Origin of the sequence: Gottfriedia acidiceleris, from assembly GCF_004138285.1 — a bacterium.
GTDB lineage: Bacteria > Bacillota > Bacilli > Bacillales > Bacillaceae_G > Gottfriedia > Gottfriedia acidiceleris_A.
The window spans coordinates 113360-137691 of the sequence record NZ_SCFN01000005.1 but is presented as its reverse complement, the minus strand read 5'-3'; the positions used below and the strand labels follow the sequence as shown (position 1 = coordinate 137691).

Annotated in this window: 19 protein-coding genes; 8 read left to right on the top strand and 11 right to left on the bottom strand. The window is 33.1% G+C overall.

Features of this window, described 5'->3' with window-relative positions; all coding sequences use genetic code 11:
• Positions 1-167 precede the first annotated feature (167 nt).
• Both EP747_RS09370 and EP747_RS09365 read right to left on the bottom strand, forming a co-directional pair.
• Positions 168-1265, bottom strand: a complete 1098-nt coding sequence (locus EP747_RS09370; RefSeq protein WP_129689643.1) for an ABC transporter permease — start codon at positions 1263-1265, stop codon at positions 168-170.
• Positions 1262-2182, bottom strand: coding sequence for an ABC transporter ATP-binding protein (locus tag EP747_RS09365; RefSeq protein WP_129689642.1), 921 nt, complete (start codon positions 2180-2182; stop codon positions 1262-1264). Before EP747_RS09365 ends, EP747_RS09370 begins: the two co-directional genes overlap by 4 nt.
• A 359-nt stretch (positions 2183-2541) precedes the next feature.
• Between EP747_RS09365 and EP747_RS09360 the strand changes: the two genes are divergently transcribed.
• Positions 2542-3591: an acyltransferase family protein gene (locus EP747_RS09360; protein ID WP_129689641.1), complete on the top strand. Its 1050-nt coding sequence runs from the start codon at positions 2542-2544 to the stop codon at positions 3589-3591.
• A gap of 25 nt (positions 3592-3616) precedes the next feature.
• Here the strand turns inward: EP747_RS09360 and EP747_RS09355 are convergent, their stop codons facing one another.
• Positions 3617-4159 carry a PTS sugar transporter subunit IIA gene (locus tag EP747_RS09355; protein ID WP_235832807.1) on the bottom strand — a complete coding sequence of 181 codons (543 nt, stop codon included), beginning with the start codon at positions 4157-4159 and terminating at the stop codon, positions 3617-3619.
• A gap of 273 nt (positions 4160-4432) precedes the next feature.
• Between EP747_RS09355 and EP747_RS09350 the strand changes: the two genes are divergently transcribed.
• Positions 4433-4930 (top strand): precorrin-2 dehydrogenase/sirohydrochlorin ferrochelatase family protein, encoded by a 498-nt coding sequence (locus EP747_RS09350; protein WP_129689640.1) that lies wholly within the window; start codon positions 4433-4435, stop codon positions 4928-4930.
• A gap of 37 nt (positions 4931-4967) precedes the next feature.
• Here EP747_RS09350 and EP747_RS09345 read toward each other — a convergent pair whose 3' ends face one another.
• Positions 4968-7148, bottom strand: a complete 2181-nt coding sequence (locus tag EP747_RS09345) for a DNA topoisomerase III (protein WP_129689639.1) — start codon at positions 7146-7148, stop codon at positions 4968-4970.
• Positions 7149-7496: 348 nt separating this feature from the next.
• On the opposite strand from EP747_RS09345, the gene EP747_RS24200 reads away from it, so the two are divergent.
• From EP747_RS24200 to pepT, 3 genes are all read left to right on the top strand, one after another.
• Positions 7497-9080: a L,D-transpeptidase gene (locus tag EP747_RS24200; protein WP_165346946.1), complete on the top strand. Its 1584-nt coding sequence runs from the start codon at positions 7497-7499 to the stop codon at positions 9078-9080.
• Between the two features lie 132 nt (positions 9081-9212).
• Positions 9213-9848, top strand: a complete 636-nt coding sequence (locus EP747_RS09335; protein ID WP_129689638.1) for a lysoplasmalogenase — start codon at positions 9213-9215, stop codon at positions 9846-9848.
• 88 nt (positions 9849-9936) lie between these two features.
• Positions 9937-11178, top strand: a complete 1242-nt coding sequence (gene pepT / locus EP747_RS09330) for a peptidase T (RefSeq protein WP_129689637.1) — start codon at positions 9937-9939, stop codon at positions 11176-11178.
• Between the two features lie 35 nt (positions 11179-11213).
• Here pepT and EP747_RS09325 read toward each other — a convergent pair whose 3' ends face one another.
• The 5 genes from EP747_RS09325 to EP747_RS09305 all read right to left on the bottom strand — a co-directional run bounded on the left by EP747_RS09325 (position 11214) and on the right by EP747_RS09305 (position 18192).
• Positions 11214-12410 (bottom strand): class I SAM-dependent rRNA methyltransferase, encoded by a 1197-nt coding sequence (locus EP747_RS09325; RefSeq protein WP_129689636.1) that lies wholly within the window; start codon positions 12408-12410, stop codon positions 11214-11216.
• Positions 12411-12745: 335 nt separating this feature from the next.
• Entirely contained in the window at positions 12746-13471 is a 726-nt protein-coding gene (gene treR, locus EP747_RS09320) for a trehalose operon repressor (protein ID WP_129689635.1), read from the bottom strand.
• Positions 13472-13494: 23 nt separating this feature from the next.
• Positions 13495-15171, bottom strand: coding sequence for an alpha,alpha-phosphotrehalase (gene treC, locus EP747_RS09315; protein ID WP_129689634.1), 1677 nt, complete (start codon positions 15169-15171; stop codon positions 13495-13497).
• Positions 15172-15240: 69 nt separating this feature from the next.
• Complete coding sequence (gene treP, locus EP747_RS09310; protein ID WP_129689633.1) at positions 15241-16659, bottom strand: PTS system trehalose-specific EIIBC component; 1419 nt, start codon at positions 16657-16659, stop codon at positions 15241-15243.
• 318 nt (positions 16660-16977) lie between these two features.
• Complete coding sequence (locus tag EP747_RS09305; RefSeq protein WP_129689632.1) at positions 16978-18192, bottom strand: ROK family transcriptional regulator; 1215 nt, start codon at positions 18190-18192, stop codon at positions 16978-16980.
• 243 nt (positions 18193-18435) lie between these two features.
• On the opposite strand from EP747_RS09305, the gene EP747_RS09300 reads away from it, so the two are divergent.
• The 3 genes from EP747_RS09300 (at position 18436) to EP747_RS09290 (ending at position 21046) form a co-directional block, all read left to right on the top strand.
• Positions 18436-19254: a purine-nucleoside phosphorylase gene (locus EP747_RS09300; RefSeq protein WP_129689631.1), complete on the top strand. Its 819-nt coding sequence runs from the start codon at positions 18436-18438 to the stop codon at positions 19252-19254.
• A gap of 264 nt (positions 19255-19518) precedes the next feature.
• Positions 19519-20427, top strand: coding sequence for an EamA family transporter (locus tag EP747_RS09295; RefSeq protein ID WP_129689630.1), 909 nt, complete (start codon positions 19519-19521; stop codon positions 20425-20427).
• A gap of 205 nt (positions 20428-20632) precedes the next feature.
• Positions 20633-21046 (top strand): CBS domain-containing protein, encoded by a 414-nt coding sequence (locus tag EP747_RS09290; RefSeq protein WP_235832806.1) that lies wholly within the window; start codon positions 20633-20635, stop codon positions 21044-21046.
• A gap of 49 nt (positions 21047-21095) precedes the next feature.
• On the opposite strand, the gene EP747_RS09285 is transcribed toward EP747_RS09290, so the two are convergent.
• Both EP747_RS09285 and EP747_RS09280 read right to left on the bottom strand, forming a co-directional pair.
• On the bottom strand, positions 21096-21686 hold the full coding sequence (locus EP747_RS09285) for a hypothetical protein (RefSeq protein ID WP_129689629.1): 591 nt from the start codon (positions 21684-21686) through the stop codon (positions 21096-21098).
• A 9-nt stretch (positions 21687-21695) separates the two neighbouring features.
• Positions 21696-22898: a ParM/StbA family protein gene (locus EP747_RS09280; RefSeq protein ID WP_129689628.1), complete on the bottom strand. Its 1203-nt coding sequence runs from the start codon at positions 22896-22898 to the stop codon at positions 21696-21698.
• Between the last annotated feature and the right edge of the window lie 1434 nt (positions 22899-24332).

Sequence of the window (24332 nt, the reverse complement as noted above, 5' to 3'; positions counted from 1 at the left end):
CTATAACTCACCTAATCTTAATTTTTAAATAGTATGCAATAAATAATGCATAACTATTCTTAAAGGCAGGAATGGAAGAGTCGGGATAAAGAACTGGGAAAATAAAAAAGACTTTCACCAAATTAGCGAAAGTTTTTTCTGCAAAATTCATTATCTAGTTTCTGCCCTTACTCCCATCTAAAAGTACGTGCAGCGATTAAGAAGCTTACGACCATCCAGACACATAACCAGCCGAAATCTGGAAGTAAATCTCCAAATGATGCTCCGACATTCATGATGTCACGCATTGCAGTTGATAAGTGCGTAATTGGAATCGTCTTTATAATCGGTTGTAAATATTCGGGCATATTATTTACAGGGAAAAATACTCCACCTAAAAACATAAGTGGGAATGAAATGAAGCCTGCAATTGGTCCAGCACTTTCTGGACTTTTCGCTAAACTTGCTATTATAAATCCAATGCTCATAAATGTTAATGTACCTAATACTACAAACAATACTACTAATAGGAATGATCCGCGAATACTTACATCGAATCCAAAATAGCCAATTAGGATTGTTAAGATGGCTTGTAAGCTATTCAAGATTAGCCTTGCTGTAATTTGCGCGGCAATAAACGTTGATGCTCTTAATGTGGTGCCTTGCATTCGTCTTAAAACGCCTCGTTCTCTCCAAGACGCAATTTGTCCTGCGACACCATTCATATTATTATTCATAATTTGCATTGCAATAATCCCAGGCACTAAAAAATCTAAATATGAAAGAGTAATTCCAGCTACACCTTTAAAGTCTGTTACGATTTTAGGTGTATACCCTGCCATTTGTTTACTAGCGGCATCAACATATGCTGTAATCGTTGCTATTCCACCTTGAAGCTGGCCCGCATTACTTTCATTATAAAGTACTTTTATTTGTGCAGGAGCGGATTGTTGTTTGGATGTAACTTGATTTTGAAATCCTTTGTTAATGACGATTACAAAATCAGTTTTACCATCAGATAATAATTTCCTAGACTTTAATTCATTTGTTTTTTTATGAATTTTAAGCGATTTTTGTTTATCTAAAACAGTTGTAATTTGTTTACTTACTTGACTGTTGTCATAATCAATTAGGTTTACTGAATAACTAGTTGTATTCCCATCATTAAACATTAATCCAAAAATAATCATAAAGAAAAAAGGAAATAATAGTGTCCAAATTAGTGCTTGACGATTACGTACATAAATCCGGAGTTGCGCTAAAGTCAATTGATAATAAGCCTTCATTCTTCACGTAACCCCCTTCCAGTCATATGTAAAAATACGTCCTCAAGAGTCGCAGTTCTAGTCGATAAATCCGAAATCTTCATATCTTGTTCTTTTGTATACTCAAGTAAGGCCATTAATGAAGCTTGTAAGTTACGAGTATATAATGTTACGAAATCATGATTAATCACGACATTCATTACATTGTCTAAATGTGAGAACTTTTCTTCTTGCTCTGGTAGTTTTGTCTTAAATTCAATCGCACTCTCTGCAGAAATTGAACTAACTAGGTTGTTCGGTGTATCAAGCGCAATTAATTTGCCTTTATCCATGATACCTATGCGATCAGCTAGTACATGAGCCTCATCCATGTAGTGGGTTGATAAAACTACTGTTTTACCTCGTTCTTTTAGTTTTAAAATGATATCCCACAACGTTCTACGAGCTTGTGGATCAAGTCCTGTAGTTGGCTCATCTAAAAATATGATTTGTGGATCATGAATTAATGCTAACGCAATCGCTAAACGCTGCTTTTGTCCCCCTGATAATCCTTTTACTAGACTATTTTGTTTTTCAGATAAAAGCATTTCATCGATTAACGGTTGAATCGGAATATGACTTGGATAAAAGCTTGCATACATTTCAATGATTTCCTTTACTTTTAACAGTTCAAATAACGATGTTGATTGGAGTTGTATTCCAATCTCTTGTTTGATTTTATATGAGTCTTTACCGATCACATGTCCTGCAATAGTAGCCGTACCTTCATCTGGTTTTCTTAATCCTACAAGCATTTCCATTGTCGTAGATTTACCAGCTCCATTTGGACCGAGTAATCCAAATACTTCACCTTTTTCAACTTCAAAACTAATTCCATTTACAGCGTAAAAATCTCCATATCTCTTTTTAAGATTTTCAACTTTAATAATTGAGCCCATTGTTTTTCCTTCACCTCGACTAATTAAATGATTATTTAAAAAGTGTATTATCTTTTATATTTCAGCCTGCTAAGTATATAATGCTAAACATAATTTATTTGTCGAAAGAACTGATTATTAATAATTTTTAATAAAAATTTACATTTTTTACCAACACGTATCATCCGGTGCTACACTTAATGTCCGAACTTATTTGTAGCATTTATGAAATATTCATTTACATTTTATAACTTGATTGTAACGTCCATGTTGTCACTTTGTAATACTCATCAGTTACAATATGTTGGACACTATTAAAAAAAATTGGCTATGATTTGAAGTTTTTTACTTTAAGCGAGCCATAAAAACAAGGTGATAAAATGAAAATAGAACGTGAAAAATGGTTGGATGTTGCCAAAATGATCGGCATTTTTTTGGTTGTTTATGGTCATTCTACAGAAGGTCCGAATTCTATTACATTTATTTACTGGTTCCATATGCCTCTATTTTTTATTATTAGTGGCTATTTATTTAAACCGGTCAATTCAATAAATGAACTCAAATTTTTTATAAAAAAACTAACATGTAGATTGCTTGTACCCTACTGTACGTATTTAGTTTTATTTAGTTTATATAACGTGACAATTGAGGTAATAGACGGAACCATTAACCAATCAAATTTATCAAAAGAAGTCTTTTCATTGTTAATTGGTGGTAGATTTATTACAGGAGTCCATGGCGTATTTTGGTATGTGACATGTTTATTTATTACACAAATATTATTTGCGTTAATCTGTTTATACTTTAAAAAGAATAGTACCCGTCTATGCATCGTAATTGCATGCTATTTGCTTGCACATTTTGAAACAATTAAATTAATTCCACAAATTGGTAAAAATACCTTTAATCAAATTTCGATTCCTTGGAATATGGATGTTGCTCTACTAGCTATTTTCTTTTTAGGGTTAGGATTCTTTACAAAAAAATTGATTACGTCAATTTCTAACATCCTTGGAATATCATGTATTACGCTTAGCATCGGTTATATGACCTTATATGAATTGAATAAATTAGACTATCATCTAAGTCTTAAATATTTAAGATATAACCATCTATTTTTAGATGCTTTAATTCCAATAACAATGACGATTGCCGTACTTTATTTATGTCAAAAGCTAGCAAAACTACAATTTATTCAGCCTTGCACAATATTTGGTAAAGAATCATTAACAATTATGTACATCCATATTTTTGCAAATGCTGTTTTTTCACAGTTTTTCGATTATGGACCGTTATTGTACACAATGATTGGTTTAGCTGTGCCTATGATCGCGAAGAAATTTATTATTGAATCACAACCTACTATAAAACCGTTGTTCATTGGTTTAAATGTAAAACGAAAACAACATTTAAAAGTAAGAACTGCATAAAAAAAATAGCCCTAGGGCTATTTTTTTATTTTAATGTAGCAACAGCTGCGTCTGAACCTTTTTGAATTGGGCCAGTTGCTGTAACTTTAATATTTTCTAGCGCATCTCCATTTGTAAAGATAACTGGAGTAATTGTGCTTTTTGCATTTTCTTTTATATAGTCGATATTGAATGTTAATAAATGATCTCCAGCATTAACATTTTGACCCTCTGTTACATGAGCATCGAAACCTTCACCATTTAGTTTTACTGTTTCTAGGCCAACGTGAATTAAGATTTCAACACCTTCTTTTGAACGAATTCCAATAGCATGTTTAGTGTGGAATACTTGTACGATTTCTCCATCAAAAGGAGCTACTACAACACCTTCTGAAGGTGTAATAGCAAAACCATCACCCATCATTTTTTCTGCAAATACAGGATCTGGTACTTCAGATAGTGGATGTATCTCTCCAGTTAATGGCGCTTTAATGACAACTTCCTTAGCTGCTTCTTTAGTTACAGGTGCAGATCCTTGTTGTTGTTGTTCTTCCTCTAAACCGAACATTTTTTTTAATTTGTTAAACATAATACTCACCTTTTCTTTAAATTAGATTCCAGTCTTATCATTATCTTTTCAAAAAAAATAATACTAATTATCCTAACAGAAAAAATACTTTTATGCTAAAGAAAAGATGAACTTTTATTGAATTATTAACCAAACTGTATCATTTTTACAATAAAAGACATAAAAATCCTCTCATGAATCATTTATTAGCTAGTTCTAAAAATTGGCAATACATATGATAAAATGATGATGCATAAATATTTGTCCATACAATTAATAGATAGGAGCGATTAGATGACTGAAATGGTTCCATTAGTTTTCTCACTTCAAAACAAAAAGATAACGATCATCGGTGGAGGAAAAATCGCTTTTCGAAAAGCAAAAGCATTTATAAAAAGTGGTGCTACAATTACGATTATTAGCCCTCAACTATGTGATGAATTTAAACAGTTGCCTAAAATAAAATGGATAAATAAGTATTTTGAAGCAGCTGATCTAACTGGAGCTCATATTGTTATTGCAGCTACAGATGATAAAAATATAAATAAATTCGTCAAAGATTGTATATCAGATTTTCAATGGTTTAATGATGTAAGTGATCAAAATAATAGTGATTTCCATACACCAGCTGTGGTTCGTAGAGGAGACCTTATCGTATCAGTATCAACTTCAGGTAAAAGTCCAGTCCTATCAAAAAAGATAAAAAAGGAACTAGACACTTATTTTGACGATCATTATAGTGAAGTCGTAAATGAATATGCAATTGATCGAAAAAAACCAGTCATCGAGTAAACTCATATGACTGGTTCTAAGTGCAGGGTCCCTACCTTTATTGTTTTTTCAGCTTTGCTAAGGCTTCTGCAAATGGGTTATTAAATGGTTCATCATCTTGTTTGTTCTGTTGCTTTAAATATTTTTGAACATCTCGTTTAGAAACTTTACTATTTTTTTCTTTCGAACGTCGATCTTTAAAAGTAGAAAGTTTTTCTCTATGTCCACATGCACATACAAAAATTTGACCTTCCCCTTCGCCTTTTAGCTCTAAACGTTTGAAGCAATTAGGACATCTCGCGTTAGTAGACTGTGAAATTGTTTTACGATGACCACATTCCCTATCCTGGCAAACTAACATTTTTCCACGTTTACCGTTAACTTCTAACATAAGCTTTCCGCAGTCGGGACATTTAGTGCTAGTCATGTTATCATGCTTAAATTTTTGTTCAGTTTGTTTTATTTCTTTCACAGCATCTGAAGAAAAACTAATCATTTCACTCATAAATTTAGATTTAGCTAATTTACCTTTGGAGATGGCTTGAAGTTTCTGCTCCCACTCGGCCGTTAGTGCTGGTGACTTTAAGGCTTCTGGAACAAGGTTTAATAATTGTTTACCTTTATTTGTGATGAAAATATCTTTTCCCTTTTTTTCAATTAAAAAGCTACTGAAAAGTTTTTCAATAATATCCGCTCTTGTTGCAACTGTTCCCAATCCGCCTGTTTCGCCTATCATCTTCTTTAAATCATTACTATTACCAGACATAAAATGGACTGGATTTTCCATTGCACTTAAAAGTGTGGCTTCATTAAAGTATGCTGGTGGTTTCGTATGCCCTTTAGTTTCAATAACTTTAGCTACTTGAATACGCTCATTCTCATTAATAATTGGTAATCGTTGATCCTCTGTACTATCAAGATCATCTTCGTCTTTAAAGACTTCTTTCCAGCCCAGTGATATAACCCTTTTACCTTTCGCAACAAATATCTCATTATCAATTTCTGCGATAACTTTTTCTTGTTCATATACGTACGGAGGTAGTAAGACTGCTAAAAATCTTCTTACGATAAGATCATATATTTTAAATTCTTTTGAAGAAAGTTCACTTATTATAGGTGCTTGCTCTGTTGGTATAATCGCATGGTGATCTGAAACCTTATTATCATCTACAAATGACTTATTTACTTTAATCGGTTGATTCGTTAACTTCATAATGATTTTCCCATAAGGTTTTATGTTACATGCTGATAAACGTTCCTTTAATGTATCAACTAAATCCGATGATAAGTATCTAGAATCAGTTCGTGGATACGTAACAACTTTATGGTGCTCATATAGCTTTTGCATAATGGATAAGGTTTCTTTAGGTGAAAAGTTAAATCTTTTATTCGCTTCTCTTTGAAGCTCAGTTAAATCATAAAGCTGCGGAGCAAAAGATTTTTTTTCAGTAGTCGAAACTTCCTTAATCTTTAGCTGTTTTCCTTTTATCGCTCCAATAATTTTTTGTAATTCATCGGACGTTTTAATTTTCTGGTCATTAGACTTACGATTTTGCCACGTAAAGGTAACATTATTTGCTAATACTTGTAACCCGTAATAGGTTTGTTGCTTAAATTCTTTTATTTCCTTTTCACGCTCTAAAATCATCGAAAGTGTCGGAGTTTGAACCCTACCACATGAAAGTTGAGCATTATGCTTACAAGTAAGTGCTCTTGTTGCATTAATCCCCACGATCCAATCTGCCTCAGCTCTTGCTACAGCAGATAGATATAAATTTTCATATTCCTTACCACTACGTAAATTTTCAAAGCCTTTTTTTACTGCCTGATCTGTTGCAGAAGAAATCCACAGTCTTTTAATTGGTTTATTAACCTTTGCCAATTGAAGAATCCATCTTGCAACAAGCTCACCTTCTCGCCCTGCATCCGTTGCGATAATGATATCTGAAACATCTTTTCTTAATAATTGAGTTTTTACAGCCTGAAATTGCTTGCCTGTCTTTTTAATAACAACAAGCTTTAATTTTTCCGGAATCATTGGTAAATCTTCTAAATTCCATGACTTATACTTATTATCATATCCCTCTGGATCAGCCAAAGTCACAAGATGCCCTAATGCCCAGGTCACAATATACTTTTTACCTTCTAAAAAACCATTACCTTTTTGATTGCACCCTAGCACTTTAGCTATATCTCTAGCAACTGAAGGCTTCTCCGCTAATACTACCGTTTTGCTCATATAATACTCCTTAGTTTATTTACAATTTTCTTATTAACTAACTTTAACATTAAGGACAGGGGAAAGGGAAGTGAACGGAATATAATCAAAGAAAACCTAAATTACAGGATTAAAGAAAGAGGTTAAGTTATGACAATATAAGATTTAAAAAATACATTAATTCTACAAAAATTTCCATTTTCTCTTTTATTCTACCTAATTTTACTATATTTTCTGCTCTTCCTGTTTTTTCAACAAATGTTCTTTTTTTTGCTGAAACTTGACGTTTTATTTTATTAAGAAAACAAAGGAATTCACTCTCTATATGGCAAATTTAGTAATTAATTCCATATATTAAGGAGAGAGACAATGATAAATAAGATTGTATCTGTACTTTTAGGGGTATTTTTATTCCTATTACCCACGGCCAACGCGACTACTTTTTCCCAAAGTTTTAGTGATGATGAGTTATCAAATTATATAGATAATCTAAATCTAAACACTACTGAAGCTACCTTTGGACAATCTATTGAAATTGGATTAACGACTAAAAAACATTTCGATAATGTAGCTCTCACATTTAAAAACGGGACTAATTTGACGGAAGTTTTACTAAAAAATCCATCCTCTTCAGATCTTTACTATTCTGGAAAAGTAGGAGTTACTGCTTCTTTTACAAAAGGTACTTATCAGCTAAGTTCAATTACATTAGATGATCAAACTCTAGCTGTTTCAGACCAGAATATTAAATTTATGATTAAAGATTTACCAACTCCGAAAATCAATCCAATTACTAATAAATCTACTTCCGTGACAGGAGCATTTTTAGAAAAAAGCAGTGTCCAAATTCACATCAACAATAAACTGGTCAGCACTGTACAAACGGATGCAAAAGGAAATTTTCAATTCAATACTAAACCTCTAAAAGAATTTACTAAAATAAATGCAGTTGGTGTTTCAATTGGATTAAAAAGTAAAATCGCTACATCATATGTTTCAGATGTAATCGCACCTTCTATCACTTCAATACCTTCAATTTCAGATCAATCTCAAAGTATTTCAGGTAAATCGGAGCCGAATGCTGATGTTCTCATTTACTTAAACAAGAAAGTATTAGCAAAAGGTAAAGTTAACTCGGCAGGTAAATTTACTATTAAAATGGCGAAGCAAAAGGCAAACACAGTTCTTCAAGTTGTTGCAGTTGATAAGAGTAAAAATCAAAGTAAACCTGTTTCAATTCGTGTATTAGATCGTACTGCACCTTCAACACCTACAATCCAAACAGTTAAAGAAAATGCAACAGTCATTAGTGGAAAAACAGAAGCAAATGCTTCCGTTAAACTGTATCTAAACGGGAAATATACGGCTAAAACGTCTGCATCAAAGAATGGTAGTTATACTTTTAAGGTCAGTAAATTAAAAGTATTTACTCCTATAAAAGTACAATCAATTGACGCTGCTGGAAATCAAAGTAAGCCTTCTTTTACCGAGGCAAAGAGCTCCCAGCCCCTTTCGAATGGGCAGTTAATTATTGTTAATACAAAAACAAATAAACTTTCTTATTACAATAAAGGAAAATTAGTAAAATCATTTAGTGTAGCAACAGGAAAAGCTTCTACTCCTACACCTACTGGTAAGTTTAAAATCTTAAATAAGATTAAAAATAGACCTTGGTATAAGGGAAATATTCCTGGCGGAGCACCAAATAATCCACTAGGTAAAAGATGGATGGGCTTGAGTATGGGTAGCTCGCCTGGAAGCTCATATGGGATACATGGAAATGCTAATGAAAGCTCAATCGGAAAATCGGTTAGTTCAGGTTGTATCCGAATGCATAACAGTGAAATTCAATGGTTATTCGATCAAATAAATATTGGAACGACAGTTATTATTGCAAAATCTCCTAATACAAATGGGCAAATTGCTCACTCATATGGTATTTCCATCGCATAAAAGCAAACCATTTATGGTTTGCTTTTTTTTATAGTTTAATAGACTGCTATCTTTATTTCTAATAGCATTCTTTTCATTTTTCACTGATAATATTTAGTAAAAAGGAAATAGTTAGAAAGGGGTCATTTTATTTTGAAGAGGTACTTACCTATACTTATTTTGTTTTTTGGTATTCTCTATATCTTTTTTATTCCTTCAGAGCCTGTCAGCATAAAAATACTATTTAAGGTAGTTCCAATGGTGTTGATTATCAGCTATGCCTTTTCACAAATTCCTTATCATTCAACTAAATATCGCACTCTTATACTTTTAGGTCTTATCTTTTGTATGATTGGTGACGGAACGTTAATATGGTTTGTTGTCGGTTTAAGTGCTTTTCTAATTGGGCATTTGTTTTACGCTACCGGTTTTATATCAGGATGGAAATATTCAATTTATCGCATGCTAGCGATCGTTCCAATTGCAATTTATACGTTTTTTCTATGCTCTAATTTAGTAAACTCTTTAAACGAAAGTGGGAAGGAAAGCTTAGTTATTCCGGTAATAGCATATTCAGTAGCAATTTCCTTGATGGTATTTACAGCCATAATGACTGGAAACAAATGGGCTATTTTGGGGAGCCTATTATTTATTATTTCAGATTCTATATTATCGTGGGATCTATTTATAGAAAGCGTTAAATATGGTCACGAATTAATCATGATCACCTACTACTTAGCACAGTTTTTAATTTCTAAAAGCATTTTAAATATAAAGAGAGTTGCGTAATATTTTACTTTCAATTAAAGAAAGAACTACAATAAAAATGAAAGCGCATCACCTATGGATTATGAAATGTAAAAAAGGAGATTTTCATATGAAAAATGAGTTAATTAATCGTTTAATTAGTTATGCAAAAGTTGATACACAATCAAATGCAAGTAGTGAAACATGCCCTTCTACACCTGGCCAATTAACTTTGGGCCGCATGTTAGTGGAAGAGTTAAACAAAATTGGATTAGTTGACGTAACAATGGATGACAATGGTTATGTAATGGCTACTCTTCCGGCAAATTCCGACAAAGATATTCCGACAATTGGATTTTTAGCACATTTAGACACAGCGACAGACTTTACTGGAAAAAATGTTAACCCAAAGCTAGTTGAAAATTACGACGGAAATGACATCGTCTTAAATGAAAGTTTAAATGTTGTATTATCTCCAAGTCATTCACCAGAGTTAAGTAAGTATAAAGGTCACACTTTAATGACAACTGATGGGACAACATTACTTGGTGCAGATAATAAGGCTGGAATCGCTGAAATTATGACTGCGATGGAGTATTTAGTTCAACATTCGGAAATCAAACACGGTAAAATAAGAGTCGCATTCACTCCAGATGAAGAGATTGGTAGAGGCCCACATAAATTTGATGTAAAAGCATTTGATGCTAAATATGCTTATACAATGGACGGTGGTCCACTAGGGGAGCTACAATACGAGAGCTTTAATGCTGCAGGTGCAATGATTACGGTAAAAGGTAAAAATGTGCACCCAGGTACTGCTAAAGGTAAAATGATTAACTCTATGAAAATTGCCATGGAAATAAATAATTTATTACCTGTTGAAGAAGCGCCAGAATCAACTGAAGGTTACGAAGGCTTTTATCATCTAGTATCAATTGAAGGTGATGTAGAGCTAACAAAAATGCACTACATTATTAGAGATCATGATAAAACAAAATTTGCTAATCGAAAAGAGACACTGTCGAATCTTGTAAATCAATTAAAAGAAACACATGGTGAAAACAGCATAGTTTTAGAGTTAAAAGACCAGTACTATAATATGGGTGAGAAAATCTTACCTGTTAAAGAGGTTGTTGATATTGCTCACGAGGCAATGACAAACCTTGAAATTACACCAATTGTAGAACCAATTCGTGGTGGTACAGATGGTTCACAGCTTTCATATATGGGACTACCTACTCCAAATATTTTTACTGGTGGAGAAAACTACCATGGTAAATTTGAATACATCTCAATCGACAATATGATTAAAGCAACGAATGTTATGATTGAAGTGATCAAATTATATGAACAAAAAGCAACTTCAAAGTAAAAAAGTAGGACTGACATATTTGTCAGTCCATTTTTTTACTTAATTTTACGAATAAATACGACCTTTAAATAGTTACCTTCTTTAAACTGTTTATTTGTTTTAAAATCATTAGGTAGGCTGATTTCTTCCATTAATTTATATTGCCCTCCTAATTCTTTAAACGCTGTGTCAATAAACCCTTTAAATTTATTCATTCCAAAAGTACTACAATTCGTTGAAGCAACAATTACACCATCATTTTCTGTAATCGTAATCGCTTCTTTCAACAGGTTCTTATAGTCCTTTTCGGCACTGAAGGTATGTTTTTTAGATCTTGCAAAGCTTGGAGGATCTAATATAACCATATCAAATGAAAGGTTCTTTTTAACTGCATATTTAAAGTAATGAAATACATCTTCAACGATTATGCTCTGTGTTGCAGGATCGATTCCGTTAATTTTAAATTGTTCTTTTGTTTTATCTAAACTTCGATTAGCTAAGTCAACACTAGTAGTCTTACTTGCTCCTCCAACTGCTGCAAAGACAGAGAATGCGCCTGTATATGAGAAAGTATTTAAAACTGTTTTCTCGTAAGCATATTTATCTCGAATTAGTTTTCTAACTTCGCGTTGATCCAAAAATACGCCTACCATTGCTCCATCGTTTAAATAAATAGCAAAATTAACTCCATTTTCCTTTACGATAATAGGAAATTGACCTCTTTCCCCCATCACAAAGTCATCTTCTTCAATATACTGACCTTTTGTATCGAAGCGCTTTTTCTGATAAATCCCTTTGAATTCGACAATATTTTTTAATGCTTGAATAACCCAATCTTTGAATTGATAGATTCCTTCGCTATACCAACTAATTAAATAAAATCCGTCAAAAAAATCAATCGTTAATCCACCAATCCCATCGCCTTCTCCATTAAATACTCTAAATGCTGTCGTATCAGAGCTATTATAAAATTGTTGGCGGTCTTCGATTGCTTGTTTAATTTTATCTTCAAAAAACCTAGGACTAATCTTTTCATGCTCTTTCAAGCTAAGAATCCAACCTAAACCCTTATTTTGCTTTCCATAGTAGCCTTTTCCGATAAAAACATTACGCTCATCTACTAGATTAATTATTGTACCTTCATTTTTTAAATCTTTACTATTTACGATCGATTCTTTTGAAATTAGTGGATACCCCGTTTTATAATCTCTTACAAATTTTTGTTTAATTTTTAGATTCATTTCTTTATCCATAAGCCCATCCATTCATTTTCTTTTTTACTCATTATTTCCATATTTTTTATATTGTGACCCTTTTAGACAAATTGTTGTTTTGAGTATTCTTCTTTATTTTTCTGGAAAAGCTTGTTTGTAGACTTTATTTCCAGATGAAGATCGCGAATTTTATCTAAAAAACACTATAGAAGGCAAGTGTAAACCTAGTTCACTCGTTTTCTTATGATACCAATGAGTTTTTCGTTTATTTCCTTTATAAGCCTGATTAAGCATAGTATACACTTGAATTTATAGCAATTTATAGCTTAGAAATAATACAAAAAACCTTATCCGATTGAATAAGGTTCTTTATATCATTCATTAACCTGTTGAATTCTTCTAGCAAAATCGACAAATTTGAACTTATCAGGCCGATGTCTAGATTGACCGTATTGTAATAGAGAACCATCGTCTAAATAGACGAAAGTATTTACAACTACTACCATATCATAGCCATCTAAATCTAAATATTTTTGGTCATCTTCTGTACAAGCTTGTACTACAATTTCTTTTTTCGCAAAGCCAATATTTAAGTGAAGAGTATTTTCTATATAGTCAAAAATTGAACCTTCGCAGATTGACCTTGAAAGTTTTTCGACATATGCACTATTGTAGTACTCTTTGTCTAAAATTATTTTTTTCCCGTCGATTTTTCTAGCTCTAACTACTTTCCAAATCGCTGTTTGGTCATCTATTTCTAGTTGTTCTCTTATAAATTTACTAGGCCACTTCTTTTCAAGAATTTCTACAATCGTTTCTGCTTCTCTACCGATTTGGTTTGATAATTCTTTAAAACTAATTAAACCCGTTACCGGGAAATTTAATTTTGCAGTGTCTAAAATAAACGAACCTTTACCTTTGACTTTATTTATATAACCGTTTTGCTCAAGCATTTGTAATGATTTTCTAATTGTATCTCTAGAAACATCAAATTGCTCCATTAATGACTTTTCAGAAGGTATCTTACTACCAACAGTAAAAGCCCCTTTTTCAATCTGTTCAATTAACTTATGGTAGATTGAAATATACTTTGCGTTCATTTTCATCACCTAGAAAAATTTTATTATATTCTCACATTTTTCTCAAGAAGGTAACAAATAGACTCATATGGACGCAACGTAAATTCGGTTAATTCCTGACTAGAATCATTATAATTTGAAATTAATATCTGCTTGTTATACTCTCCAATAGCAATATCTTCTGGTAATTTAAAAAGAGTATCCTCGCCATAAAAATTATTAACTACTAACAACATTTGATTACCCAGTTTACGAGTATATGCAAAAATTTGCTCATGATTTAGTAATAAAGAATCATACGTACCTGTCGAAATAATGTCGAATTCTTTTCTTAAATTAATTAGTTTTTTATAATGATGAAACACTGAATCTTCATCAGCTAGAGACCTTTCGACATTTACTAGTTCGTAATCTTTTCCTGTTGAAATCCAAGGTGTTCCAGTTGTGAATCCTGCATGTATTGAATCATTCCATTGCATAGGTGTACGAGAATTATCCCTTGATTTGCTCTTTAAAATGGCTATTATTTCTCTTTCTGGAACCCCATTTTCTTTTAATATCTTATAATAATTTAAGCTTTCTACATCTCGATAGTCTTCAATTGCATCAAATTTAGGATTAGGCATTCCAATTTCTTCACCCTGGTAAATATATGGAGTTCCCCTTAATAAATGCATTGAAGTAGCAAGCATTTTGGCTGATTCTTTATGATATTTTTGATCGTTTCCAATTCGTGAAACAATGCGCGGTTGGTCATGGTTACACCAAAATAAGGCGTTCCATCCATTTCCTGATTGCATACCTTTTTGCCACTGATCCAGAATTGACTTAAGTGACATAAAATCAAAATCCATTAATGACCATTTTTGCCCATCTTTATAGTCAATTTTTAGATGATGGAAGCTAAAAACCATCGATAACTCATTCTCAGACGGATTTGAGTATCGAATACAATGGTCGATTGAAGTTGAAGACATTTCACCAACAGTAATGATTTCTTCACTCTTACCAAACGTCTCTTTATTCAATTTCTTTAAATACTTATGAATTCTAGGTCCGTCTGTATAGTATTTTCTGCCGTCACCTGTTTCGTCATCAACCATAACTTCTGGCTTAGAAATCAGATTAATTACATCCAAACGAAACCCTTTTACTCCTTTTTCAATCCAGAAATTAACGATATCGAATATTTCGTTTTGTACCTCACTATTTTCCCAGTTTAAATCTGGTTGGGTTTTATCGAATAGATGCAGATAATATTCATTCGAATTCTCAATTTTTTCCCAAGTTGAACCACCAAATTTGGAGATCCAATTCGTTGGCTCTTTTCCGTCCTTTTCTTCCCTAAAAATATAGTAATTTTTATATTTTTCATCTCCATCAAGAGCTTTCTTAAACCACTCATGTTCTGATGATGTATGATTAAAAACCATATCCAGCATTATTTCTATATCACAACGTTTTGCAGTCTTCACCAATTCATCAAAATCTTCCATTGTTCCGTATGCTGGATCAATCTTTCGATAATCTGCGACATCATAACCATTATCATTTTGAGGAGATACATAAAATGGAGTAAGCCAAATGTAGTCAACACCTAATTCTTTTAAATAATCAAGCTTTTTTGTAACTCCTCTTAAGTCTCCAAAACCATCTCCGTTCGAATCATAAAAAGACTTAGGATAAATTTGGTATACGACACTGTTCTTAAAATCCTTCATTTTGATAATCTCCTTGATTTATAAATAAATTCGAAAGGAAGGAAAATAGATTTCCTTCCCCTTAAATAATTATGAGTTTTTCACTAGCAGTTTTTTCTTGTTAAAGATAATCGTTAAAATGAATGGGACAACGACTGCAACTAGCATAGCGATTGAGAACATTCCAATATGTTTAGGCTGAATAGATAAAATTGCAGGAAGACCCCCAACACCAATTGAATTCGCCATTACACCTGTACCAACTGAAACAATAGCAGCTATACCAGAGCCAATCATGGCAGCTAGGAATGGATAAGCATACTTTAAGTTAATACCAAACATTGCTGGCTCTGTTACCCCTAAGAAACAAGAGATAGCAGCAGGAATTGATACTTGCTTTTCTTCTTCATTCTTTCTATTCAAATAAATGATTGCTAAAACAGCTGAGCCTTGTGCGATATTCGATAAAGCGATCATCGGCCACAAATTTGTTCCGTGAAGCTGACTCATTAGTTGAAGATCGATTGCATTAGTCATATGATGCAATCCAGTTATAACTAGTGGTGCATAGAAGAATCCAAAAACTAAGGCAAATAGCCATCCAAATGAAGACGTTAATCCTGAATAAACTAAATGTGAGATAACGGAGCCGATTTTCCAACCGATCGGACCTAATACTACATGTGCAATTAAAACCGTTGGTACTAGTGCAAAGAACGGTACCACAATCATTGAAATTGCACTTGGAACGATTTTTCGAATGTTTGTTTCTAATATTGCTAAAGTGAAACCGGCTAAAATAGCTGGAATAACTTGGGCTTGATAACCAATCATATCGATTTTAGCAAAACCAAAATCCCAAACTGGCGGTACAGCCCCTCCTGCTACTGCGTATGCATTTAGTAATTGTGGTGAAACAAGTGTAATACCTAAAACAATCCCCAGAATTTGAGTCGTACCCATTTTCTTTGTAATTGACCATGTAATACCTACTGGTAAGAAATGAAAAATGGCTTCACCGATCAACCATAAAAAAGAATGTGTACCTGCCCAAAATTGAGAGGATTCGACAAGCGTCTTTGTGCCATGATCTAGTAGTTTAATATCCCCAATTATGTTACGGAACCCTAAGATTAGTCCCCCTACAACGATGGCTGGAATTAATGGTGAAAAGATTTCCGCTAAGTGAGCAAGTATTCTTTGAATCCATGTCATATTTTGCCTTGCAGCTATTTTAGCTTCATCTTTTGAAGTTTCCTCTACCCCAGCTAATTTTACAAAATCATTATAAAAAATAGATACTTCATTACCGATTATTACTTGAAATTGCCCGGCTTGCGTAAATGTACCTTTAACAATTTTAATTTCTTGAATCATTTTTTCATCAGCTTTTTTAACATCTTTCAGCACAAAACGCATTCGTGTTGCACAATGAGTTACTGTAGCGATGTTTTCTTTACCACCAATGTATTGAAGTAATTGTTTTGCTTCATCACTAAATCGGCTCATGATATCCCCTCCTTGAGCAATCTATTATTTATTTTATAATTTTTAAATTCATCCTGTACGTACAAGATAAGTATATTCTTGTACGTACAGGATTGCAAGCGTTTTTTTGTAAACGTTCTCACTTCTTATTCATTTCCATGGAAATCGTTAATCAATTTACTAGTCTAATAACGCAATTTTTTTAAGAATGAACAGTTTAATTAACTAAAAATTTACACACTTTTATCACCATCTATAAACAAAAAATAAAAAAATTGTTAAAAAAACCGTTAACCTCTATCTGTCCCCAGGTAGAGCATTAACGGTTTTTAGCTTTTATTACATTGTTTCCTCTGTGAAGTAATCAAATACAATACAACCCGCTCCTTGTGCAACGATATTATACGCTGTTGATGATTTAATGATTTGAACAGGACTGTTTGGATAATTCTTCAATCTTCCTTGTGCTGTTTCGCATGCTACATCAAAGAATAATGGCTTAGGTACCAATGTACCTCCACAAATTACAATATCAGGACGTACGATATAAATAAGATTAGTCAATCCAATTCCAAAGTAATTAGCCGCCTCTTTTATGACTTCTAAACAAAGTGGGTCTTTCTTCTCTAAAGCTTCAAGAATTTGATGGTAGCTAATATTTTCGACATCGTTTAATTCACTCATCAAAGAAGTAATCTCACCGCGCTTAACACGTTTGATAACCTCTTCTCGAATCGCAGGTAAACTACTGTACGCTTGTAGACAACCATATGAACCACATGAACAAAGTTTTCCATGAATATCAACGATCATATGTCCAAAAGCATCGTCCATTTCGTTCTTATTGCTTATTAATTTACCTTGTTGAATAATTCCACAACGTATCCCCATATCACTCGAAACAAAAACAATATTTTCGTTTTCTTTACTGAAATTTAGTCTATACTCTGCTAAGGCAGCTAAATTTGTGCCGTTATTTAGAAATACTGGGCACTGATTAGCTTCTTCTAAGTGCTTAACAATATTTAAATCGTCCCATCCATCTGCTAAAAATGATCCCGATTTAATCATTACACCCTTTGCTTGATCAATTGGGTCCAATACTCCAATACCAATACCTAATAATAGTTCTCTATTAACTTTATTTTGATCTAATAATTCACTTACACTTTTTGTTACAAAATTTAAAGTATATTCTCCAGTACTCACGTTGCTCATTTTTAATTTTTTTGATTCGACAATTGTTAGATTTAAGTCAAGCAGTAGTACCGTTGTATATAAATTCGTGATTTCGACACCGATTAAGTAGAATGCAGTTGGGTTAATCACATACATTGCCGGTCTTCTTCCACCGCTTGAAACCCCTACACCACTATCGTATATAAGTCCTTCTTGTACTAATTCATCTAATAACCGAACACAAGTAGTATGCTTATACCCTGTCATTTCAGTTAATGTACTAACTTTAATTGGCCCTAATTTTCTTATTAAGCTATATAAAAGCTTTAAACTTTTGATTTTAGGCGACTGATAGCCTATAAATTGCCTGATCATTGACTCCTCCAAAACTCTAATCTTATTTTACATTCATTTAGCTTTTTATATTTTATGAATTAAGTATAGCTATTTATACACTATATTTACAGCATTTTCAGTGGAAAAGAATAAACTTTTTACCAAAATGGTTTTTAGTCTGTTTACAAGTAAGGAATTATCCATTAGACTTATAGTGAAAGCATTATTATTTATTAGATTTCTTATTACAATCCCTATCGCTCATTTTAGGAGGAAAAATAAATGCATAAAACTGAACATATTTTAGAAACAAGAGATTTTATATTAAGTAAAACAAACTACCGTCCAACGGTTGGGTTAATATTAGGTTCTGGCTTAGGTACTCTTGCAGATGAAATCGAAAACTCTGTTGTAATTCCTTACAGTGAAATTCCTCACTTTGCAAAGTCCGAAGCAGTTGGACACGCAAATGAATTAGTAATCGGTGAATTAAAAGGCCAAGCTGTGGTTGCAATGAAAGGCCGTTTCCACTATTATGAAGGCTTTACTTTAGATGAGGTAACGTTCCCTGTGCGTGTAATGAAAGCACTTGGAGTAGAAAAATTAATCGTAACAAATGCTTGTGGCGCTGTTAATACAAGCTTTAATCCAGGCGATTTAATGTTAATTACTGATCATATTAATTTAGTAGGAACAAATCCTTTAATTGGACCAAATAACCCAGAACTAGGTACTCGCTTCCCTGACGTTTCTGAAGTATATAATAAAGAATTACGTAGCCTTGCTTTAGATGTTGCTGCGAAACAAGATCTTAAATTACAACAAGGTGTATATGCTTGGTGGAGTGGCCCTTCATACGAAACTCCTGCTGAAATCCGTATGATCCGTACACTTGGTGCTGATTCTGTTGGGATGTCAACGGTTCCTGAAGCTATCGTAGCTGTTCACGGAAGTATGAAAGTTTTAGGTATCTCTTGCCTAACAAACATGGCTTGTGGCATCCTAGACCAACCATTAAACCACGAAGAAGTAATTGAAGTAGCAAGCATGGTTAGAACGAAATTCGTTAACTTAGTTAAGGGCATTTTAGAAGGAATGTAATACGAAATGCGCAAGGCGTTTGATCAGCCCCGACAAGCATAAGACGAAGAACGATAAAGGTTGGTTTTTACCTTTATTGAGCTTTGGCTTATGACCTCGAGGGGCTAACGCCTGGAGCTAGACAATGCGCAAGGCGTTTGAGTGGCTCTGGATGGAGTATTACCGGAGAAATATCTCACTCAGGTGAGACAACAAAATATGAAATTAGATATAAGTAAAGAGGTATTCCCTCTTTACTTCTTTTTATTAAAACGGGGTGTTATTTTGAAAGGTATTCTATATATCATTATCGGTTCAGTTTGTTATGGCGTTTTGTCTACCTTTGTAAAATTGGCTTATGGTGATGGTTTTATTGTAAATGATGTAGTCGGTATTCAAATGTTTGTTGGGGCAATTTTGTTATGGTCCATCGTATTTGTCAATAAAAGTAGATCCGTTAAGTTAAATAACGAACAATATTTAAAGCCTACAAAGAAGGATGTTTTATTACTTGTTGTATTAGGGTCTTCCACTGGCTTAACAGGGATGTTTTATTATTTGGCTTTGCAATATATTACTGCATCATTAGCAATTGTGCTGTTGTTCCAGTTCACTTGGATTGGCGTTTTATTAGAATCAGTAGTCAATCGAAAACTTCCAGAAAAAAGTAAATTACTCTCATTGATTCCACTCGTTATTGGAACGATCTTTGCGACAAATGTTTTAACCAATGGAATTGGCTCAATGAATTGGTTAGGAGTTTTATTTGGGTCGTTGTCCGCGGTTTCGTACAGTACTTTTATATTACTTAGCGGTAGAATCGCTTTAAAAGCCAACCCAATAACAAAAACGGCATTGATGATAACAGGTGGTTTTATAATTTGTGCGATTTTCCTCCCGCCTACATTTTTCACAAATTGGCACTTATTTGCGGAACTATCAATAAAGTATGGCTTGATTCTTGGCTTTCTAGGTCCATTTTTCTCTACTTTAATGTTTTCAAAAGGGGTTCCTTTAACAGGTTCTGGTCTTGCTTCTATTTTAGGGGCAGCAGAGTTACCGACTGCTACATTAATGTCAGCGATTGTATTAAAGGAAACGGTTGGTGCACCACAATATTTTGGTATCATTTTAATTTTAATCGGTATCATTTTACCTGAATTCCTTAAAAGAAGATCATTCCAATCAGCATAAAAATATTTTCTTACCCTAAACTCGTAAAGATACATTATGCAACATAAATCTGCTAATGCTCCGAATAATTAAATAGATATTCCAAATAATATTTTAGACTGCAAGCAAAGCGCTAGCAATCAGTCTGAAATCAATATTTTTGGACCTTTTATACAAACAAAGATATTTCAAGTACTATCTTTGTTATTTTAATGGAGGTGTTTTTATGAGAGTAAAAGACGTTATGTCGAGTAGTGTTGAATGTTGTTCAAATCAAGATTCTTTACAATCAGTTGCAAGTAAAATGGAATCTTTAAATGTTGGTGCAATCCCAGTTGTTGAAAATGGTCAAGTTGTTGGAATGATTACAGACCGAGATTTAGCTTTACGTGGTATTAGTCAAGGTGGAAACGCGAATGCTTCCCAAGTAATGTCTAATAATATTGTGACGATTGATTGCAATGCTAGTCTTCAAGAAGCATCAAATTTAATGGCGCAGCATCAAATAAGAAGATTACCGGTCGTAGAAAATGGGAACCTCGTTGGAATGCTTTCACTGGGTGACTTAGCAGTACATGAGCAGTCTGATGAGAGTGCTGGCGAAGCACTTTCACAAATCTCTCAAAATGATATTCAATAACTAGAAAAACGGGACCGAACTATATGGTATTCGGTCCCATTTTTCTTTTTTACTTATTCATTTGTGCAAGAAAATCTCCGAGTAGACTATCCATATCTTCCTCTTCAATTTCTTCTTTAGCTGCAGAGATTTCGCCTTTGCTTGCAGCTTCCCAATTAAAGTTATCTAAATCATCATCACGGTCGGATTTTCTTCTAATAGTATCCAAACTCGGTACATTCCGTTCGCTTGTCTGAACTGGTTCCAATTCTGGCTCTAGCTCATTCATTTCTTCTTGAAGATATAGAGCTTCTTCAATCGCTAGACTATTACTATTTAGCGATGTAATAAGAGAAGCAGTTCGAATTGGGTTCGATAATAGTTGGTACACAATACTACCTAATAGTGCCTCAGAATGTTCATGTTTTAACCAATCTCTTTGAGCTTTATCTAGGCTTTTCGGAAGTGGAATCGTTATTGTTTGCCTTTGCTTTGATAATGAGTCATTAACCCCGCTTATTACGTACTCAGCAATCTTACTTGAAAAGTTTCGCCTTTCGCTTTGTTTAAGCTGTTGCAAATGTTTTATAATCTGATCAGGCGTGTCGGAAGGGATACGAAATGTAATAGGTTGTCCCCTCGTCAATTCTTTTTCCTTCATGGAATCACCTTATTTTGCTTTAGACATTTTTTGTTCTTCTCTTTGAGTTTGTTGTGTTTCTCTTCTAGATTCTCTTACTCTTTTTATTTCGAAATCAGCGATTAGCTTATAATAAGCATTCGCCATCATCCAGATACTTTCCTTCTCATCCTCAAAGAAATCAATATTATAGCCATCTAGGTTATTATTAAGTGTCTTAAGATATTCTTTTAAGATTAGCGATCCTCCACCAATGAAATAGCATATTTCAGTTTGAGAGTTCTTCTGCCAAATATTTCTTAAATGGCGATATTGTTTTTTTGCTAATTCTAATAGAATTCGGTCTACAATATCATGAACGCTTGTCCGACTACCTTTAACCATTATATGATTTCGATCACTTTTCTTAGTAATGATCTCTACAACATCTCTTCGGCTATCAAGTTCAACTCCATGTCTAGAACGTATCTCTTCACGAATTGCTTCTAGGGATTCCGCCACGCCAAGATTAAAACCTTGAGCTTTATCGTCATCTACCTTTCGATTCCTAATGACCGCAATATCAGTTGATAACCCTCCGATGTCTTGAATAAGGATTTTTTTATCTATAAGCTCTTTATTAATTATGTTTAAATGATTGTCCATAACTAAGTTAATAAAAGCAGCAAATCCTTCAGGATAAACTTTAACTTCTTCAAACTTAATATTAACTTTTAATCCTTGATGCCTTGGTGTTACTAAAAACTCTACTTGGTGAACTGAGCCTAGTAATCGTGAGCGATAACCTACGTCCTTTCCTTCCTTTACTTCTCTAAGCGGAAGACCAGTTCCTAATACGTATGTTGCCTCGATTACATTATTAGAGTTCTTTACAATCTGTTTATTTTCTTCTCTCGCTGCATCTAACGCTAAAGCTGCAAATAACATAATAAGTGTTTGATCCTCTTCAGACTTATTACTCCCAGGATCTAGTTCTGTTGCATTACCACTTTTAGTTGCTAAATTTCCTACACGATAAACAGTGTTATTCTCTTTTAAGGTAGGGGAGTGAACGCGAATATGTATTCCATCAACTGGATCTTGGTTGTCTAATTCTTCTATCCCAATGATTGGACGATCTTCTGTATCCCTTGCAATAATATTAGGAATATTAATCTCAGATTCCATCTTCCCAAAAATTCCTTTGAGTGAATCGTTTCCTACATCAATAGCAGCTATACGAGCATTTACCACCTAAATCATCCCTTTCGTTAATAGGTTTACATATTAATAGATAATTCTGATATTAGATTATCTGACTTTAGCCATCCGGTCAATGTCCCATACTGAACTATTATAAAAATGTAACTAACTTGTCATCTTGTATACAAAATTGTAAACACATAAACATGTATACAATTCTGTATACATGTGTACAAAAATGTATACAAATGTTTACAAAAATGTTTACTTGTATACAAAAGTGTATACATCCCCTTTTTCTTTCTAGAATTAATTTCAGGATAACTGTTTCCTACCTGTGAATAAAGGTTTACGTTTTTGTGTACAAGTATACTTTATCGTGTACATTTGTTTACAAAATGTATTCTTGTGTACAAATCTGTGTACAACACTCTTTAGATCGGTTTTCCTCTAAAAATTAAAAAACAGTCAGATGGCTTCTACCTGTCTGTATGTGGATAAGTCCTTTAATTAAAAATATCCACATGTGGATTACTTATTTTTACTATGATTAATTAAGTCTTGAATAGGATTATTTTCAAAGATTATAATTTTGAATCCTGTAATAAATTGTAATCCTCTTCAGACATAAGCTTTAAACTTAATAGATCCTCTTTTGTTGTTTACTTTTTTAAATAAGACCTTCTCCATAACAAGACTACTGGACTTTACTATATTTATATATCGAATATTGCCGTTTATTAGCGAACTAATGAAAAAAGCTATTACAATTACAATATCTCCAAACCACTAAAGTTAGATTGGCAGAATTCTTCTATGTCGAAAGTCCAATAATAATTGCCAATATCGCATGATTACCTCTGTCCACCTCTCAACAAATTCTTTGATTCTAAATTCCTTTTAGGTCCCCTGGACAGTCATAATTTTCCCCAGCATTCTGTTGGTTTCTTTTTATAGCCTCAATAATAAAAGATCTTTTGTAATCTACTAAGTAGTAGTATCATAATTGTCAAAATCTTGGGTTTCCCGTTATACCCCGCTATGTAGAAAATAATAAATACGTTACATTGCAGATTTATTCGCTAAAGTAATACTCAAAACAATACAATATATGCTCATATTGATGCATAGCAAGTATTTGTAGATCCTTTGCATTCCCTCTATTTTCTTTAATGAAATAATCTAGTTCTCCTAAATATTCAATTATCTCTTCGACTGATATCAATGTGCCAATTAATAGCCAATAATTCCTTCAAAATTTACCTCTTTTCCTTTTACTCGATATCGAAAAAAAAGACATGATCAGGCAATCCAAAGTAACGAAAAAACCAATGGATAATAAAATACAAGCTCCGACATAAGGATTATGAATTTATTCAAATTAAATTGACTAATTTACTAATCAATACAACAATTACACTCCCTCTATATGTAATTTTTTACTTTCTTACAAAAGTTTTTGTTCTTTTAACATGAAACGATTAT